Annotated in this window: 12 protein-coding genes; 6 read left to right on the forward strand and 6 right to left on the reverse strand. The window is 70.9% G+C overall.

The window, feature by feature from the left end; genetic code table 11:
* The 4 genes from ACGFYQ_RS07645 to ACGFYQ_RS07660 form a co-directional block, all read right to left on the reverse strand.
* On the reverse strand, positions 1-1,073 hold a 1,073-nt coding region (locus tag ACGFYQ_RS07645; RefSeq protein WP_393741028.1), incomplete at its 3' end, for a DUF6777 domain-containing protein.
* A 470-nt stretch (positions 1,074-1,543) separates the two neighbouring features.
* Positions 1,544-2,800 carry a tryptophan 2,3-dioxygenase family protein gene (locus tag ACGFYQ_RS07650; RefSeq protein WP_393741030.1) on the reverse strand — a complete coding sequence of 419 codons (1,257 nt, stop codon included), beginning with the start codon at positions 2,798-2,800 and terminating at the stop codon, positions 1,544-1,546.
* 450 nt (positions 2,801-3,250) lie between these two features.
* Positions 3,251-3,808, reverse strand: a complete 558-nt coding sequence (locus ACGFYQ_RS07655) for a DUF4232 domain-containing protein (protein ID WP_393741032.1) — start codon at positions 3,806-3,808, stop codon at positions 3,251-3,253.
* A gap of 189 nt (positions 3,809-3,997) precedes the next feature.
* Positions 3,998-4,432 carry a hypothetical protein gene (locus ACGFYQ_RS07660; RefSeq protein WP_393741034.1) on the reverse strand — a complete coding sequence of 145 codons (435 nt, stop codon included), beginning with the start codon at positions 4,430-4,432 and terminating at the stop codon, positions 3,998-4,000.
* Positions 4,433-4,977: 545 nt separating this feature from the next.
* Between ACGFYQ_RS07660 and ACGFYQ_RS07665 the strand changes: the two genes are divergently transcribed.
* Positions 4,978-5,718, forward strand: a complete 741-nt coding sequence (locus ACGFYQ_RS07665; protein WP_393741036.1) for a hypothetical protein — start codon at positions 4,978-4,980, stop codon at positions 5,716-5,718.
* Positions 5,719-5,856: 138 nt separating this feature from the next.
* Here ACGFYQ_RS07665 and ACGFYQ_RS07670 read toward each other — a convergent pair whose 3' ends face one another.
* On the reverse strand, positions 5,857-6,291 hold the full coding sequence (locus tag ACGFYQ_RS07670; protein WP_393741038.1) for a hypothetical protein: 435 nt from the start codon (positions 6,289-6,291) through the stop codon (positions 5,857-5,859).
* A gap of 328 nt (positions 6,292-6,619) precedes the next feature.
* On the opposite strand from ACGFYQ_RS07670, the gene ACGFYQ_RS07675 reads away from it, so the two are divergent.
* From ACGFYQ_RS07675 to ACGFYQ_RS07690, 4 genes are all read left to right on the forward strand, one after another.
* Positions 6,620-8,950, forward strand: coding sequence for an MMPL family transporter (locus ACGFYQ_RS07675; RefSeq protein WP_393741040.1), 2,331 nt, complete (start codon positions 6,620-6,622; stop codon positions 8,948-8,950).
* Entirely contained in the window at positions 8,947-13,857 is a 4,911-nt protein-coding gene (locus ACGFYQ_RS07680; protein ID WP_393741042.1) for a type I polyketide synthase, read from the forward strand. The genes ACGFYQ_RS07675 and ACGFYQ_RS07680 overlap by 4 nt, the downstream gene beginning before the upstream one ends.
* Positions 13,858-13,868: 11 nt before the next feature.
* Positions 13,869-14,561: a 4'-phosphopantetheinyl transferase family protein gene (locus tag ACGFYQ_RS07685; protein WP_393741044.1), complete on the forward strand. Its 693-nt coding sequence runs from the start codon at positions 13,869-13,871 to the stop codon at positions 14,559-14,561.
* A 138-nt stretch (positions 14,562-14,699) separates the two neighbouring features.
* Entirely contained in the window at positions 14,700-17,138 is a 2,439-nt protein-coding gene (locus ACGFYQ_RS07690) for a SpoIIE family protein phosphatase (protein WP_393741046.1), read from the forward strand.
* Between the two features lie 39 nt (positions 17,139-17,177).
* Here the strand turns inward: ACGFYQ_RS07690 and ACGFYQ_RS07695 are convergent, their stop codons facing one another.
* Positions 17,178-18,197, reverse strand: coding sequence for a serine/threonine-protein kinase (locus tag ACGFYQ_RS07695; RefSeq protein ID WP_393741048.1), 1,020 nt, complete (start codon positions 18,195-18,197; stop codon positions 17,178-17,180).
* Between the two features lie 404 nt (positions 18,198-18,601).
* On the opposite strand from ACGFYQ_RS07695, the gene ACGFYQ_RS07700 reads away from it, so the two are divergent.
* Positions 18,602-19,036: a hypothetical protein gene (locus ACGFYQ_RS07700; protein WP_393741050.1), complete on the forward strand. Its 435-nt coding sequence runs from the start codon at positions 18,602-18,604 to the stop codon at positions 19,034-19,036.
* Positions 19,037-19,093 lie beyond the last annotated feature (57 nt).

The following is a 19,093-nucleotide window of genomic DNA, read 5'->3' on the forward strand; positions in this document are numbered from 1 at the left end:
TCGTTCGGCTTGACCGGCTTGACGGGCTTGTCGACCGTGCCCTCCTCCGGCTCCTTGACCGTGTTGTCGGGCTTATCGGGCTTGTCACCCGTGTTCTCGTTCGGCTTGTCGCCCGTGTTCTGGTTCGGCTTGTCGCCCGTGTTCTCGTTCGGCTTGTCGCCCGTGTTCTCATCCGGCTTGACGGGCTTGACCGGCTTGTCGACCGTGCCCTCGCGCGGCTTCTCAACCGTGCCCTTCTCCGGCTCCTTGACCGGGGGCTTCTCCACCGATCCGTCATGCGGCGGGGGCAGGACCGGGTACGGCGAGTCGGGCTTCTGGCCCTTGGGGGGTGGGACCTCGTGGTCGTGCTTGCCCTGCACGTCTCCGCTCGGGCGCTCGTACCATCCCTTGCGGTCGTGGTCGAACATCGTGACGGTCTTCACCGGCTTCTCGGCGGGCTTGACCGCGACGAGGTCGGAGGACTGGAACGACGACCACTCCTTGCCGCTGTACGTCTGCTTGCCCTTGACGGCGACGGGCGGGGCCAGGGGGTTGCCACAGGCGCACCGGACGCGAGGTACGCCTCGGTCGTCGACGAGGACGGGCGTGCCGGCCTGCAGGACCGCCTGGTAGCTGGTGGCCGCCGCGTCCTTGTACCCGTGGTTGGTGACCCGGGTGTCCCAGACCAGCCGTACGGGCGTCAGCGACCGCAGATAGGCGGCGATGTCGGGCTGCCCGATTTTCAGGGGATCGGCGAACGCCTTCCCCTTGTCCGTGTGCTGGGTGAGGAACTTGATCTGCTTCTCGACGTCGCAGCTCGCGACGTTCCGCGTGCCCCCGTACAACCCCGGGTACGCACCCTGGACCTCGAGGGTGCGCGCGTCGCTCGTGCCGCCCTTCGACTTGCCGAGGGTTGCGGGCGTGACCTCGGCGTCCTGGGACTCCGTGGCCGTCGAGGGGGTGAACGGATCGGGGCCGGCCGCCGCGGTGGCCTCGAGGAAGACCTCTCCGCCGGCTGCCTTGTTCCCGCCCATGACGGTGAAGGCGAGGACCACCGCCGTCGCCATGACCACCGCGCTGCTGGCACTCAGCACGGTCCTGCGCGACCGCCACCCGTGAGCTGACCCTCCGCCGGGCCGGCTCGGCTCACCCGGCTCACTCGACCCGCCGCTGCCGGACGGCGGACCAGGGGGAGGTCCCGGCGGGGGCGGAGGCCCTGGTGGCGGTGGCCCCGGCGGCGGAGGGTGCTCGTTCGTCGGCCGTTCGGAGAGCGGACCGGACGGAGGGCCGGTGGGGCGCTCGCCCGGAGGAGGTAGTGAACTCACGACACTCTCCCCCCGAGGTAGGACATCGGGAAAATGGTGGCTATGCGCATCTGCTCGCTCCTGACTGCCATTATGGCCTCCACGTCGTGGGGGCGTGAATGATGGAAATTCCACTCCCGCGAAAAAAGCTGAAGAAACGGCCGGACCCGGGGGCCCGCCCCTTCAAGAGTTGACGCGGGTGGGACCACTTGTTGAGCGGTGAGCCCATGTCTTGAGTAAGCCGCCGGCATCGCATCACGTCACGTCGCGACTTTTCGGGACTTGACAACGCACCCGGGCCGCTGAGCGGTGCCGGAATCAGCGGGTCGGTCGGCCGACGCGTCCGATGTGGTCGACGGGCTCGTGCCCAGCTGCCAGAACAGCCGGTTCCCCAGGCATTCCGTCAGGTACGGAACGCCATCGGTGTAACCCGAACCGTGCGCACTGCCGAGCATGCGCGCGGCAAGACTGCGGTGGGCCGACTTCCATCGCTGGTGCCTGCTTTCCAACCGGACGAGCGCCGCGTCGAGGCGACGCCACTCCGCCCGCCCCAGACCTCCCTCACCACGGAGGTCGAGATACGCCCGGGCAACGCTGTCATGGCCGGCATCCTGCACCTCGGCCCGCACGGCGGGCACGCTCGTGAAGGCCGCCGAGTGCAGGCGTGGGACGGGCGGAACACCGCACAGGCTCTCGAACCGTTTGTATTGTTCGGACTGGATGGCGCTGGCGCCTTGGGTGTACTGCCGGAAACCGGAGAAGTGTTCCGCCCGCATCGTGGCGACTATGCGGAACAGTGCGGCGGCGCGCTCGAACAAGGCAACCGCATGGTCTATTCGCTCCGCCCCTCCCTCCAGGTCTCCTGCACGCAATGCCCCGATGGCTGATCTCATGTCTGCCGCTATCGCGGTGAAGAGCATTTCGTGGGTCTGGAGGACGCGGATGAAGAAGTACTCGTCATGCAGTACGTAGACGGGCTGGACGGTGACGTCGAACCAGCGCCAGGCGTCCGTCGCCGGTGGCCGGGGGAGGTGATCGACGAGATCTTCCAGGTGGGCGGAGGGTGTGTGCGCCACCCGTGACGGCAGGTCGCCGGCGTCCGACCGGCCGAGGCCCATCGCCACGAACCGCACGGCATGCCGCAACCGCGTGCCCAGCGTCGCCGGATCCGGCCGGCCCCGGCTCGGCCCCTCACGGGACCCGCGTGCCGCCTCGATCTCGAAGCGAACGACGTCGGACATGAGCATGGTGGACATCCGGTCCGCACTCAGCCCGGAATTCCGTTCGTCCATGAGGAGCTCCAGGACGGGCAGCGCAAGATAGGTCCGGTTCCAGATACGCCCCTCGTGCTTGTCGAGCATGCAGTCGAGAAAGGCGTTGAGGAACGGGCGGTCTGTGGCATGCCGATGCCGGACATCGCTCAATCGGGCCAGCATCGGCTCCGGCAGGAAGTGCTTTCCTGTCCGCCGCACGTGCTCCGTGAGGGACCGGGCCAGGGAGATTCCGTCGGATTCCACAGGTACCTGATCGGCGGGCTCCCAGCGCCTGACCCGGCGAAGGGTGGACGTACGAGATCCGCACGCCTCACGGAGCGAGCACACGCAGCCTCTGGTCGTTTCCCGCGGGCACCGGACCGTGCTGTTCTTGGAAGTCATCGCGACCCGCCTCTCCCATGTCGTTGTGCGGCAGTTCGGCGCGGAAGCGCTTTCCCGGCCGACGGTCGGCCTCACGCGGTCCGAGTGAGGGACTGGGTTCCACTAGGCATGATCGAGAGACCGCACGTCATGTCTCGGGAATTCGTGTCTTGACAGGAGCGAGTGCGCTGCACGAACCGGCCGCTCCGCCGGTGCCGGAGCAAGAACATCGGGCCTCCGCCACCCACAAGTGGGTGGCGGAGGCCCGATGTCACGCAGGAGCCGGACGCACCAACGGCGTCCGGACGCCCGGGGGACCGTACGGGAACCGGGTCAGGAACCGCTGCCGCGGAAGGCCGTGGCGCGCACAGTGGTGCCGCAGAGCGCGAACTCCCCGCCGTCGTCAGGGGCCAGTTGGAGCCCGCCCCCTCCCACGCCCAGCACGATCGAGGGTGCGACGGTCGGCTCGGCGCCGGAAGCGCAGTACCCGTCGGCCTCACCGAGCACCGGGGTGAAGGTGAGCTGAGTCGAGGCCCGGCCGCCGACCGCCAGCGTCACGGCGCGCGCCTGGCCCTGCCGGACCACGTTCAGGGGCTTGTTGCGGTCCGGCGATCCCTGACCGGCGAGGGCCACGGTGGGGAACCCCTTCAGGACGCACGCCTTCGGACCGTCGTTGATCACGGTGATCCGTACCTGGCTGCCGCCGATCCGCTGCGCGCTGTTCGCGATGAGTTGCCTGCTCGCACAGGGCGGGGCGGGCGCCCGGCGCCCGGCCGTCTCCTGCGCCACGGCGCCCGGACTTCCGGCCAGTACAAGGCCGCAGGTCACGGCCCCCGTCACTAGCCAAAGGGACGGGGCCCGGGCCGCGCCGCCTCGCGTGGTGCCCTTCATGGGGTCTCCTCACGGTTCGCAGGACGCCCGATCACCCCGGCCGCGCACCTCGCTCCCCGTCGGCCGCATCCTCTACCCCACCGTCGCACCACCCCCGGCCGACGGCACGCGTAACGCTCTGACCTGCGTACGGCCGCAGACGCCGGAGAGCCTGTGGGCCTCTCCGGCGTCTGCGGTGTGGGGCGGGGCTCACTTACCGAGCTTTGCCTTCAGCTCCGCCTTGAGCTGCTTCTTGATCACCTGCTTGTCGACCTTGCTCACGGTGCCGCCCGTACCCGTGCCATTACCGCCCACGGAGGTGGCGTCGCCGGTGTTGACGGCGTCGGCACTCGCGTTGCCGCCGGTGGCCGCACCGGTCGTGATCGTGCACTTGCCCTTGCAGATCCCGACACCGGAGTTGGCGTTTCCGCCGGTGGCGGTACCACCGACCGTGGTGTTCTCGGCGTTGGCGTCACCGCCGGTACCGATGCCGTCGGCGCTGTCACTGGGGGCGAGGGTGACGGCCTGCTGCGGAACGGCGGCCGGTGCGGCCATCGCGGTCGCCGGCAGTGCGATACCGCCACCCACCAGCGCCAGGGAAGCTCCGGCCAGAACAACACGACGGGTCGAGAAACGCTCGAACATGGGAATTCTCCATTCGATGTAAAAGAGGCTCTGAGTACCGTCCCGCAGAACAGGCCGGGAACAATTCTTTCGACTTCACGTTCTCCGGGAATTCCCCGGTGAGGACGTACTTCAAATAAACCCTGTGAGAGCGCGTGCGTCACGCCACTCGAATACGTGGCTTGACGTCGAGAATCGATCTTGGTAAAAGCTGCCGCCGTACCGGTGGTGCGAGCCGTACGGCACCCGGCGCGCCCTTCGGCTGTATGGGCCGCCGCGCCCGCGGTATCGGATCGGGAGTCGTCAGGCGCACCGGAACCGAACCTGTTCCGGAGCGGTTGACGAGTCCTGAAAGAAGCTCAAGAAGAAGACCGGGAAGGGGAGAACACGCCGCACTTCGCCAGATCCTGCTCACAGCATGATCCACACGATAACGTCCACATCGAAATAGGCCCCGGAGCGTCCCCCGGCGTATGCATACAACCGGACGCATCCGACCGGCAGCCTCAGCGCCCGCCCGCTTGGCCACAGGCGGAGACTTCACACAAGAATCCCGGAGAATTCCGATGAACGAGCGTTCCTGGACCCGTCGTATCGTGCTGGCCGCGGCTTCCGTGACACTGGCCGGCGGCGTGGCCCTGCCGACGACCGCGATGGCCGCACCGGCAGTCCCGCTGTACGGCTACGGCAGCATCGACACCGCCGCGGGCAACGGCGCCCCCGGCGTGTGCGAGGGCCTCTGTCACGGCAGCACCAATACCTCCGCGGGCAACGGCGCCTCCGGCGTGTGCCGGGGCCTCTGCCACGACAGCACGAATACCGCCGTGGGCAACGACGCCTCCGGCGTGTGCGAGGGCCTGTGCGGCGGCAGCACCAACACCACCGTGGGGGCCGGCGCGTTCAACGAGTGCGCGGGCCTCTGTGGCACCAGCACCAACACCGCTGTGGGTGAGGGCGCCTCCAACGAGTGCAGCGGCCTTTGCTACGGGAGTGTCAACACCGCCTGGGGCGATGACGTTCTGAGCGCCGGCAGATCCGCATCCGTGACCTCGGTCGGACAAGGCGCGCGGGCCAAGGGCGCCAAGGACACGAACGGTGGCGCCAGCGCTGTCAGCGGTAACGCCAACGCCGAGAACACCACCGTCGGCGGTACCGCCACTTCCGGCTCCGCCAACTCCGGCGTCGGCACCTGCATCGGCAGGTGCACGATCGTCACGGGTGACGCGACGAGCGGCGCCGCCAGCGCCGACGCCACCAACACCGGCGATGCGATTGCCGTGAGCGGTGACGCGACGGCCACGAGCTAGGCCGGAAACGCCCCGGGAGAAACGCGGCAAGCGTCAGCACGACACAGACGCCGGAGAGGCTGTGAGCCTCTCCGGCGTCTGCTGTGTGGGGCGGCTCGCCGGGATCCGCTCCCTCGGGGCCTGCGGGGCCGTCGGCCCTCACTTGCCGAGTTTCGCCTTCAGCTCGTCCTTGACCTGGTTCTTGATCACCTTCTTGTCGACCTTGCTCACGGTGCCGCCCTTACCCGTGCCGTCACCGCCCACGGAGGTGGCGTCGCCGGTGTTGACGGCGTCAGCGCTGGCGTTGCCGCCGGTGGCCGCACCGGTGGTGATCGTGCACTTGCCCTTGCAGATACCGACACCGGAGTTGGCGTCGCCACCGGTGGCCTCACCACCGACCGTGGTGTTCTCGGCGTTGGCGTCACCACCCGTACCGATGCCGTCGGCGCTGTCGCTGGGGGCGAGGGTGACGGCGTGCTGCGGAACGGCGGCCGGCGCGGCCATCGCGGTCGCCGGCAGTGCGATACCGCCACCCACCAGCGCCAGGGAAGCTCCGGCCAGAACAACACGACGAGTCGAGAACAGCTTGTGCATGGGAATTCTCCATTCGATGTAAATAAGGGGGGTGTATTCCCTCCGGGATTCCCCGGTGAGGGCGTACTTCAAATAAACCCTGCGGGGCGACGTGCGTCACGACACTCGAATACGTGGCTTGACGCCGAAAATCGATCTTGGTAGAGGCGCGGAACGGGGCCGTCCTCGACCCCCAAGCTGTCTCGTCGGCCTGTCAAGTAACGAATAGCAGGGGCTACGGCCTCATCCCTCCTCCCGGCACGGTGGAAATCGACCGTCCTGCACAAGAGCAGGAGCGAACCGCCATCCGGATTCAGAGGAAGCCATGTCCCGTCGCTCAGGGGTCTCCGTGACCCGTCGACCCCGACTCGTCCTACTCGCCGCGCTCGTATTCCTTCTGCTGGCCGCTGTGTTCGGTGCGGAAGCGACCGGCCGGCTGAAGACGCAGGGATACGACGATCCGCGATCCGAGTCCAGCCGTGCCGCCCAGGTGGCGGCCGAGCGCCTGGGGGCGCCCCCCAACCTGGTCGTCGTCGCGCGGGCCCGCGACGGTTCCGTCGACGCCCCGAAGGCCCGGGACGCGGGCGAGGGCCTGACCAAGCGCCTCGCCGCCCAGCCGCATGTGAGCGCCGTGACCTCGTACTGGACCGGCGACGCGGCGGAGCTGCGCAGCCGGGACGGCCACGCGGCCATGGTGGTCGCGCACGTGGACGGCGAAGGGGAAGAGCTCGGAGCGCGGGTCAAGCGGCTGCGCGAGGAGCTGACCACCCCGACCGCATCCGAGTCGGCCCTGACCTTGCACGTGGGAGGGACGGCGCTCGTCGACGCCGAGCTCCAGGACATCTCGGAGTCCGACCTGAAGCGGGCCGAGTCCGTCGTCCTGCCGGGAACCCTGATCCTGCTGGTCCTGGTGTTCGGCAGTGTGGTGGCCGCTGCGCTGCCCCTCCTGATCGGGGTGCTGGCCATCGCCGGGACGATGCTGGTCCTGAGCGTTCTCGGCGCTGTCACCGATGTGTCCGTGTTCGCGCTGAACCTCACCACGGCGCTCGGCCTCGGGCTGGGCATCGACTACGGACTGCTGATCGTTTCGCGGTTCCGTGAGGAGCTCGCCAAGGGACTCAGGCCGCGCAACGCCGCCATACGGACCGTGCGCACCGCGGGCCACACGATCCTCTTCAGTGCCGCGACGGTTTCGGCCGCGCTCGCGACGCTTCTGGTGTTCCCTCCGTACTTCCTGCGCTCCTTCGCCTACGCGGGCATCGCCGTGGTGGCGATCGCGGCGGTGAGCGCCCTGACCGTACTGCCGGCTCTGCTCACGCTGCTCGGGAAGCGGGTGAACGCCTGGCCCGTGCCGTGGCGCCGCCGGGCCCACGCCGGCTCGGGGTCGCGCTTCTGGGAGAGGCTGGCGCGGATCGTCGTACGCCGCCCGCTGATCGCGGCGCTGCCGGTGATCGGCCTGCTGGTGGTGCTCGCCGCGCCGTTCGCGCACGCCGGTTTCGCCACCCCCGACGACCGGGCGCTGCCGGTGAGCTCGTCCAGCCGTCAGACCGGAGACCTGGTGCGCGGCGCGTTCGACATGAAGGGCTCCAGCGCCCTCACGGTCGTCGTCACGGGTAAGACGTCCCCGTCGGCGCAGGCGGACTACGCCCGTCGGCTGTCCGCGCTCCCGCAGGTCGCCCAGGTCGTGGGGCCCGGCGGCGGCTTCCGGTCCGGCGAGAAGGCGGTGCTCTCCGGTGCTGCCGGCTCCATGGCCAAGCCCGTCGGCGCCGGCCCGGTCCAGCTCTCCGTGGTGCCGCTGGTCGAACCCCAGTCGCGCGCCGCCCAGCAGCTCGTGCACGACATCCGCGCGACTCCCGCCCCGGCGGGCACCGACGTCCTCGTCGGCGGACAGAGCGCGGTACTGGTCGACGCCAAGGACACGGTGGGAGACCGGATTCCGCTGGCGCTCTGCCTGATCACCCTCACCACCTTCGCGCTGCTGTTCGGATTCACGCGCAGCCTGCTCCTGCCGCTGAAGGCCATCGCGCTGAACGCCCTGAGCCTGGCGGCCGTCCTCGGAGCCATGGTGTGGATCTTCCAGATGGGCCATCTGCACCACCTGCTCGACTTCACGCCCGGACCCCTCAGTACGACCATGCCGGTGCTGCTGTTCTGCATCGTCTTCGGGCTCTCGGTGGACTACGAGGTGTTCGTCCTCGCGCGCATCAAGGAGGCGTACGACGCCGGGCAGGACAACGCCGACTCGATCGTCACGGGCCTCGCCCGCACGGGCGGCATCGTCACGACCGCCGGCGCCCTGCTCGCGTTCACCCTCCTGAGCTTCGGCACCTCCCAGGTCTCGCTCCTGCAGTTCTTCGGGATCGGCGCGGGCCTCGGCGTCCTCCTCGACGCGACGCTCGTACGGGGCGTGCTCGTACCGGCGCTCATGCGCCTGGCGGGTGGCCTGAACTGGTGGGCACCGCGGCTGCCGAGACGCAAGGTGCCGCACCCCGCGACGCGTCCGCCGCCGGCCGACGCCAGGAGGTACCCGGCCGCACCGCCGTCCGTACCCCCGCCCCCGCGCGCCGCTGACCACCAGGGCGCACGCCCCGTCCCCGCCACCCCCGTCCCCGCCACCCCCGTCCCCGCCGCCCCGGTCGCCGTCGGCCCAGGGCACCACGACAAGGAAGACCCGTCATGACTGAGATCGCCATCACCGGACTCGGCTGCCGCTTTCCCGGCGCCCCCGACATCCACGCCTACTGGAAGCTCCTGATGAGCGGGGAACGGCAGTTCTCCGACGTCCCGGCGGAACGCTGGAACCACGAGACCTTCCACGACCCCGGCAACCGGTCCGCCACCCATGCCGCGTACACCGACCAGGTCGCCTTCCTGGACGACGTGGACCGCTTCGACGCCCTGCACTACGGGGTGCCGCCCTCCCGCGCCCAGGCCATGGACCCGCAGCACCGGCTGATGCTCGACGTCGCCCGCGAGGCCCTCGACGACGCGGGGCTGGGCCGCGGCGACTTCGACCGGGAGAACACCGGGGTCTTCGTCGGAATGTCGGTGTCCGACTACAAGGACCTCATGACGACCCCGCTCCGGGCCATCGCCCTGGCCGAACTGGCCGAAGGGGCGCACGCGGCGGACCACCGCGGCGGCCAGGACTCCGCCAAGGAGCAGGCGGGCCAGCTCGGCACCCTCCATTCCTTCACCCTGCCCGGGAGCCTGCTCAACATGGCGTCCGGCACCATCAGCCGGCAGTTCGACCTCGGCGGCCCCAGCTTCGTCGTCGACGCCGCGTGTTCCGGCTCGCTGGTCGCCCTCGACCAGGCGATCGCCCAACTGCGCCAAGGCACCTGCCGGATCGCCGTCGTGGGCGGGGTGTACCTCAACCTCACCCCCGACACCCTGGTCGGCTTCTCCAGGCTCCGCGCGCTGTCCGCCACCGGGGTGTGCCGCCCGTTCGACGAGGGTGCCGACGGCTTCGTCCTCGGCGAGGGGGCCGGCGCCGTCGTCATACGGCCGCTCGCCGACGCGCTCGCCGACGGCGACCGCGTCTACGCGGTGATCAAGGGCATCGGCTCGGCCAACGACGGCGCGTCTCCCGGACCGCTGGCTCCCACCCCCGAAGGCCAGCTGCGCGCCATGCGCCGGGCCTACGACGACGCGGGGGTTCCCCCCTCCTCCGTGGGCTTCCTCGAGGCCCACGGCACCGGCACCGCCGTCGGCGACCGTGCCGAGGTGGAGGCGCTGCGCCGACTCCGCACCGAGTACCCCGACGACGACCCCGCCCTGTGCTACCTCGCCTCGGGCAAGGCCCTCATCGGGCACTCCCTGTCCGCGGCGGGCATCGCGGGACTGATCAAGACGTCCCTGGTCGTCCACCACCGCACGATCGTGCCGCAGCCGGAGACCACGTCTCATCCCGACCTGGGCGTCTCCGCCGCGGGCCTGCGCTTCGCCGACACCGCGCGGCCCTTCCCGAGCGGGGGCACCCCGCGGCGTGCCGCCGTCAGCTCGTTCGGTTTCGGCGGCACGAACGTCCACGTGGTGCTGGAGGAGCAGCCCGCCCCGGCCCCCGGCGGCACCCCGGTACGCGCCGAAGGCACCGGACCTCAGCTCGTCCTGCTCTCGGCAGGCAACCCCGAGCTGCTGGACCGGCACATCGGCGAGGTACTCGACACGCTGGACCGCGCACCCCGGCCGCCGATCGGAGCACTGGCCCATACCCTGGGCGCGCGTCAGCCGCTGACGGCCCGGCTCGCGATCGTCGCCGCCGACACGGACGAATTCGTCCAGCGGCTGCGCCACGCCCGTCGGCAGCTCGCCGACGGCGCCAGGGGCGACCTCGGCGACGGCGCCTTCGCCGCCGACGCCCCCCTGCCGGCCGAGCAGCGCCGCACCGCCTTCGTGTTCCCCGGTCAGGGCAGTCAGCGGCCGGGCATGATGCGGGACCTCCACGAGAGGTTCACCGGCTTCCGGGCAACCGTCGACGCCCTCAGCGCCGTGGCCCGCCGGGGCACCGGCTTCGACCTCGCCGATCTGCTGTACGGCGAGGCCGCGACCGCCCATGGCGACGCCGGGGAGCCCGGGCAGCGGCTCGCCGCCACCGATGTGTGCCAGCCCCTGCTCGGTACCGTCCAGATCGCCGCCACCCGTCTCCTCGCCGACTGCGGGGTCGCTCCCGACCTCACCCTCGGCCACAGCCTCGGCGAGTTCGCCGCGGCCGCGGCGGCCGGAGCGCTCACCGACGAGGACACGATCCGGCTGCTGGTCCACCGGGGCGCGGCCCTCCGGCAGGCCGACACCGGCCTCCGGGGCGGGATGCTCGCCGTACAGAGCGACAAGGACACCTGCCGCCGGCTCATCGACGGCATCGACGACGTGTGGCTCGCCTGCTTCAACCAGCCGCGGCAGGTCGTGGTCAGTGGCACACCGCGAGGGCTCGCCGCCATGAAGCAGGCCTGCGCCGAGGCCGGGATCGTCACGGTGGCGCTCGAGGTGTCCAATGCCTTCCACTCGCCGCGGCTGGCCTGCGCCGACGAGACCATGCGCGCGGACCTCGCCGACCGCCGTATCAGCAGCCCCGTCGTGCCGTTCGTCTCGTCCGTGGACGCGGCGGTCTGCACCGACCCCGACCGTCTGCGCGAGCTGTGGGCCCGTCACGCGTCCGCGCCGGTCCACTTCGGCGATGCGGTCCGCACCGCCTACGACCAGGGGGCCCGCGTCTTCCTCCAGGTGACCGGCGGCAACTCGCTCCTCACCTCGGTCCGCCGCAACCTCCCCGGCCACGACGACGTTCTCGTCGTCCCCGCCGGAGGGGCGGAGCCCGACGGCGGACGTGGCTTCGTCCGGGCCCTCGCCCGGCTCGCGGTCCTGGGCGCGCCGGTCGACCCGCGCGCGCTCGTTCCCGAGGAGGACCGCCGTCTGCTGGACCTGCCGGTGGCGAAGCTCGGCACCCAGTCCTACTGGGTGCCGGGCAGGCGCCCCGCGAAGAAGAACGCCTCCGCCGCACCCCTCCCGCCCCAGTCCGTACCGCTCAAGGAGACCTCGATGAACCACCCGACGAACCAGCCGCCCAACGACCCGATGAACGAACTGCTCCAGCTGGTTCAGCAGCAGGTGGCGCTGCTCAGCCGCCTGAGCGAGAGGCTTCCTGGGCAGGGCTCCGCCCCCCAGAGCGTCGCCGCTCAGACCCCCGCCGCAGAGATCACCGCGCCGTCGACGTCCCGAACCGCGCCTGTGCCCGTCTCCCCGGCCGTCCCTGCCGTCCCTGCCGTCCCGGCCGTCCCTGCCGTCCCTGCCGACGATGACCCCGCCACCCCTGCCACCCCCGCTCCCCCCGCCGACTCGCCCGCCTCTCGCGCCCCGGCCGACGAGGAGCCTTCACCGACCCCGGCCGTCGACGAGGTCACCGACGCCGTGCTCGCGCATGTGGCCCGGATCAGCGCGTTCCCGGTGGGGCATCTGCGCGACGACCAGCTGCTGATCGACGATCTCGGTTTCGACTCGCTGATGCTGACCGACCTGTTCACCTCCCTGATGCGCCAGTGGCCGCAGTGGACGTTCGACGAAAGGGCTGCTGACCGGCCGACCGTCGGGAGAATCGCCGCGATGATCGCGAGCGGCTCCGCGGACGCCGCACCGGCACCCGTCCCCGGACAGCGCGCCGGCCACGGCGACGACACCCCGGCATCGACGCCCGCCGACCTGCCCACGGTCCCGCCGTCTGCCGCCCCGCGTACGGCACCGTCCGCCGATCCGCGTACGGACCTGTCGTCCGCCGATCCGCGTACGCACCTGTCGTCCGTCGGCCCGCGCACGGACCGGTCCGCGCCGGCCGTCTCCGTCACCACCCGGCTGCCCGCGGAGCACACGCGGATCGAGTGCTTCCCGGAGGTCACCGCCCTCGACGAGCGCGTCGCCTCGCTCGCCGCGATGGGGCTGCCCAATCCGTACTTCCTCGTCCACGAGGGCGGCATCACGGATACGACCGTCATCGACGGCCGGGAACTCCTCTCCTTCTCCAGCTACAACTACCTGGGCATGGCGACGCACCCTCAGGTGAACGAGGCGGCCAAGGAGGCGATCGAACGCTACGGCACGTCGGTGTCCGCCAGCCGGCTGCTGTCCGGCAACCGTCCGCTCCACCTGGAACTCGAGACGGAACTCGCCGACCTGCTCGGTTGCGAAGCCTCGCTCACCCTGGCCAACGGGCACGCCACCAACGTCACCGTGATCGGGCACCTCGTCGGACCCGGGGACCTCGTCATCCACGACTCCCTCGCCCACGACAGCATCCTGCAAGGGTGCAAGCTGTCCGGCGCCACCCGGCGGCCCTTCCCCCACAACGACGCGGCCGCCCTCGACGCCGTACTCGAACAGGTCCGCGACCAGTACCGGCGGGTACTCGTCGTCATCGAGGGCGTGTACAGCATGGACGGCGACATCGCCGACCTACCCGCCTTCATCGAGGTCAAGCGCCGGCACGGCGCGCTGCTGATGATCGACGAGGCGCACAGCATCGGAACGATCGGCGCGACGGGGCGCGGCATCGGCGAGCACTTCGGCGCCGACCGCTCAGACGTCGACCTGTGGTCGGGCACGCTGTCCAAGGCACTGGCGAGCTGCGGTGGCTACGTCGCCGGGACCCGCTCGGTCGTCGAGTACCTGCGCTACACCGTTCCGGGCTTCATCTTCAGCGCCGGTATGCCACCGGCCGACACCGCCGCGTCCCTGGCCGCCCTGCGACTGCTGCGTGCCGAGCCGCAGCGCGTGGCGCGTCTTTCGGAGAACGCCGCGCTGTTCGTCCGCCTCGCGCGCGAAGCGGGCATCGACATCGGCGACAGTCACGACACGGCGATCGTGCCGTGCGTCGTCGGGGACTCGCTGAAGACCCTACGACTGGCGGAGGCCCTGTTCCAGCAGGGCATCAGCGTCAACCCCATCCTGTACCCCGCCGTACCCGAGGAAATGGCCCGGCTGCGCTTCTTCGTCACCTGTGACCACACGCCCGACCAGATCCGTCACGCGGTGAACGTGCTGGAGCGTGAGCTGCGGCAGCTGGACACGGCCCACGCGGACACGGCCCGTGCCGCGTGACCCCCGCCGCCATGGACAGCACCTTCCCGTCGATCGCGCCGGGCCACATCCACCGATGGGGCGGAGCCGGCCTCATCGTGGCCCGGCGCTCCGACCTCGATCAGGCACCGCTCCTCACACCGGCCGAGCAGCGCGTGGTCCGCGCGCTGCCGGCCTGGCGGCAGGCCGAGTGGCTGGCCGGCCGTGTGCTCGCCAAGCGCCTGGTCAGCGAAGTCGTCGCCGCGCCGGCGAGCGACGTGGAGATCCTCCCGCGGGACGACGGCAGCCCGCACGTCGTCGTCGGCGGCAGCCCGATGCCCGCGGTGAACGTCTCCATCAGCCATACCACCCGCCACGTCGCCGCGGCCCTCGCACCGGAATCGGTCGGAGTGGACCTGTGCGAGACCGTCTCCGCCGCCGCGGTACGCCGTGTCGCGGACCACGCCCTCTCGCCCGGGGAGCTCTCCCTCATCGGTACGGACCGGCCCGAGGTCATGGCCGGCGCCTGGGCGCTGAAGGAAGCCGCGGTGAAGGCCGACCGGAGCAGCATCTTCGGCGACGCTGCGCGCCGCATCGCGATCCTCGGGCTTCGGCCTCCCGTACTCGGCGGCCGGCGCCGCGCGATGGTGTGGCAGGCGGGAGACGTCGTGCTCGCCCTTGTCCTCGCGCACCCGGCCACGCCACCGGGCCTCCCGGGGGCCCTGTCCCGCGGTCCGGCCGGCTGAGCGGCTCTCCGCCCCCCGTGGCAGCACTGCGTTGGTGCTCCTTGCCCCGCCGGATCATGCTTGTCAGTGGAGCCCCCTGGCCGTGCAGGTTCCCGTGGGACAGCGGGCAAGGAACTAGCGAGGGCGAGATGAGCGGCGATGGAGCGACTTCCCACCTCTCCTGGTGAACGGCCGGAGGAGACGAACGCCTCCCACGAGTCGGCGTACACGGCCACGGCCACCATCAGCGAGCAGGGCATCGTGACCGAGTGGAGCGAGGATGCCCGCCGATTGCTCGGCTACCTGCCCTCCGAGGTCGTGGGGATGTCCGCCGCCCAGCTTCTCGCCGATGGCGTCGACGACGCGGCGCCGCGGATCGCGCCGGGGCAGGAGCGGTGGAGCGGCACGGTGGCGCTGCGGCACCGGGACGGCCGGCGGCTGGAGCGGGGGCTGCTCGCGCACCGCTGGACGTCCACCGGCGGCACCGCCAAGTGGTTCGTGGTGTCCGCCGTGGCGGTGGCGGGTGAGCCCGGCGCGCCCTGGGGCGAACGGCTGAACGAGTGGGCGTTCACGCAGTCCCCCTGTTTCCTGGCGGTCTTCGACGAGGATGTGCGGCTGGTGCGGGCGAACGCAGGCATGGAGCACACGCTGTCCCTCACGGAGGCCGAGATGCGCGGGCTGCGTCTGCCGGAAATCGCGCCGGATCCCGTGAGCGACGAGACCGAGCGGAAGATGCGCCTGGCGTTGGAGACCGGTGAGCCGCAGTACCTGGATGCCTTCATCCGCCCCACGGGTGCGAGCGCGGAGTACGGCTGGGCGACCTCGCTGGCCCCCTTGCGGGACCCGGACGGCCGGGTGCGCGCCGTGTGCCTGGCCGCGCACGACAGGACCGGGATCGAGGTCGAGCGGCAGCAGCTGCTCCTGTCGAACGTCTCCGGCGCCCGCATCGGCACCACCATGGACATGGCCCGCACCGCGGAGGAACTGGCCGACGCCACCGTCCCCCGGCTCGCCGACTTCGCGGTCGTCGACATGCTGGAACCTCCCCCGCGCGTCGACGAGCCGTCCTCCGGCCCGCTGACGGGGCCGGTCACCGTGCGCCGTACCGCTGTGCGGTCGGTCCTCGAGGGAAGCCCGGAGTCCCGGATCGCGGTCGGGGAGACAGCCGTCCATCCGGCGCTGTCACCTCCCGTCGAGTCTCTGGCCGCGGGCCGTGGCGCCGTGTACGGGACAGCCGACCCGGCCGTCGCCCGATGGGTGGCCGAGGACCCCGGGGCCACCTGGATCAGCGAGAGCGGGACCCACTCGATGATGATGGTGCCGCTGCGTGCCGGCGGCATCACTCTCGGCTTGGCGGTCTTCGGCCGTCACCAGCGTGGGGAGCCCTTCCAGCCGGAGGACCTGTGGCTGGCCGAGGAGCTCACGACCAGAGCGGCCGTCAGCATCCACAACGCGCGCCGGTTCACCCGGGAGCACACCACCACCATGACGCTGCAGCGCAGCCTGCTCCCGCAGACGCTGCCCCATCAGACGGCACTCGAGATCGCCTCCCGCTATCTGCCCGCCGGTACCGACGCGGGCGTGGGCGGCGACTGGTTCGACGTGATCCCGCTGTCCGGCGCGCGGGTGGCCCTGGTCGTGGGCGATGTCGTCGGCCACGGCATCCGTGCCGCCGCCACCATGGGCCGGCTGCGCACCGCGGTCCGCACCCTGGCCGACGTCGACCTGCCGCCCGACGAGCTGCTCACCCACCTCGACGACCTCATCATCCACCTGTCCGCCGACGAGGCCGACCGGGACGGCGCGGGGGAAACCGCCGGGGGCATCGGCACCACCTGCCTGTACGTGGTCTACGACCCGGTCACCCGCAGCTGCACCGTGGCCCGGGCCGGCCATCCCCCGCCCGCCGTGGTCTCCCCTGAGGGCTCCGTGTACCTCCTCGATGTCCCGCCCGGCCCGCCGCTGGGCCTGGGGGGCCTGCCCTTCGAGACCGTCGAGGTCGAGCTTCCCGAGGACAGCATCCTCGCCCTGTACACCGATGGTCTGCTGCAGCCCCGCGACCACGACATCGACGACGCCCTGGACAGCATGTTCGTGGCCCTCAGCCAGCCCGCCTCCACGCTGGAAACGGTCTGTGACCGCGTACTGACAGCTCTGCTGACTCACCCTCCGGATGACGACGTCGCCCTGCTCGTCGCCCGGACCCGGGCCCTCCATTCCGACAAGGTCGTCGTCCTGGACCTGTCCTCCGACCCCTCCGTCGTCGCCCAAGCCCGACGGCACGCCACCGACCAACTGACGGCCTGGGGGCTGGAGGAGGCCTCCTTCGTCACCGAACTCCTGGTCAGCGAGCTGGTCACGAATGCCATCCGCTACGGCCAGCCACCCATCCAACTGCGGCTGATCCACGAGGACAGCACCCTGATCTGCGAAGTCTCCGACGCGAGCAATACCGCCCCGCACATGCGGCGTGCCCGGATCTTCGACGAGGGAGGGCGGGGTCTGCTGCTGGTCGCCCAGCTCGCCCAGCGCTGGGGCACCCGGCACGCCCCCATCGGCAAGACCATCTGGGCCGAGCAGTCCCTCGTCGGGTACTGAGGCCGGCAGCGTCGGGTACCGAGGCCGGCAGCCTTGGGTCTACGGGCCGCCCGGCGGGCCGCGGAAGACCGGCAGGGCCCACACCGGAGGCTCCGGAGGCGGCTCGAAGGTCTGCGAGTTCCCGGGAGACCGGGGATCCAGGGGGGAGGCGGGATCAACGCCCTCGCCGACGCCGCTCCCGGTGGCGGCGCGCAGGGCCGTCACGAATTCCAGGCAGGAGTCGTACCGGTCCTCGGGCACCTTCGCCAGGGCCTTTGCCAGGACGTCGGCGGCGGCGGGCGGGACCTCCGGCCGCCTCTCGGTCAGCGGAGGCGGCGGATCGTACTGATGCGCCCACAGCAGCGCCGCCGGGTCTCCGTCGCGCTCGAAGGGCGGACCGCCGGCGAGGGTTTCGTACACGACGCAGGCGAGGCTGTAGAGATCGCACCTGCCGTCCACCGGCCGGCCGGAGATCTGCTCCGGCGCCATGTAGTCGAGCGTGCCGACGAACTCGCCCGCGGTGGTGAACCCGGTGAGCGACAGCGCCTTCTTCGTCAGCCCGAAGTCCGTGAGATAGACGTGTTCGGGGTGCTCGCTGTCGGTACCCGCGGCGACCAGGATGTTGGCGGGTTTGACGTCCCGGTGCACCAGATCGTGCTCATGGGCCGCGTCGAGGGCGGATGCCACCTGGGCGGCTATGCGCAGGGCGGTCGGAACGGGGAGCGGGCCCTCCTGGTCCAGCAAGGCCCGCAGGTCCGGACCTGGGACGTAACGCATGGCGATGTACAGGACGCCGTCGGTCTCACCGGCTTCGAAGATCGGCACGATGTGCGGGTGGTCGATCGACGCGGCCACCCGCGATTCGTGGGTGAAGCGGCGTCGGAAGGTGTCGTCGCGGGCGCGCTCGGGGGCGATCAGCTTGAGCGCGACCGTACGGTCCAGGCGCAGGTCCTTCGCACAGTAGACGACGGCCATGCCACCGCGGCCGAGCATGCGCTCGACCTGGTAGCCCGCGATCTGCTTCCCGATCAGGCCGGAGGCCCGGCCCATGTACTCGCTCAGGTTCGATGCCGTGCCCATCAGGCGCCCCCGCACCCGGCCGGCCGGCCCGGAGACGGCTCGGCGCCGCTGCGGCGCCCGTGGGTGAAGGTGCCGATCATGCCGACCCCGTCCTCGACAGTGGCGGCTCGGACGCGCCGTCGACGCGACAGGCCGCCTTCCCTTCCTGAAAGTCTATCCAGTGATCCACACGAGTGCCCCTTCGCAACGACCTGTACATGCACGACCACGTCCGGCGAAATACCCGGAAAAACACGTCATCCGGCACGGCGACAGGGTTTACCAAGATCGATTTTCGGCGTCAAGCCACGTATTCGAGTGTCGTGACGCACGTCCCCACGCAGGGTTTATTTGAAGTACGCCCTCACCGGGGAATCCCGGAGGGAATACACCCCCCCCTTTTTTGCACCGAATGGAGAATTCCCATGCACAAGCTGTTCTCGACCCGTCGTGTTGTTCTGGCCGGAGCGTCCCTGGCGCTGGTGGGTGGCGGTATCGCGCTGCCGGCGACCGCGATGGCCGCACCGACCGCCGTTCCGCAGCAGACCGTCACCCTCGCCCCCAGTGACAGCGCCGACGGCCTCGGTACCGGCGGTGACGCCGACGCCGGGAACACGACGGTCGGTGGCACCGCCACCGGTGGCCGCGCCAACTCCGGTGTCGGCATCTGCAAGGGCGGGTGCGACATCACCACGGGTGCGGCCACCGGCGGCAACGCCAGCGCCGACGCCGTCAACACCGGCGACGCCACCTCCGTGGGCGGTGACGGCACGGGCACGGGCGGCACCGTGAGCCAGGTCGTCAAGCAGGTGATCAAGAACCAGCTCAAGGCGGACCTGAAGGCGAAGCTCGCCAACTGAGGGCCGGCAGCCCCACAGGTCCCCGAGGACCGGATCCCGGCAAACCGCCGCCCCACA

It is taken from the genome of Streptomyces sp. NPDC048258 (genome assembly GCF_043201995.1).
Classification (GTDB): Bacteria; Actinomycetota; Actinomycetes; order Streptomycetales; family Streptomycetaceae; genus Streptomyces.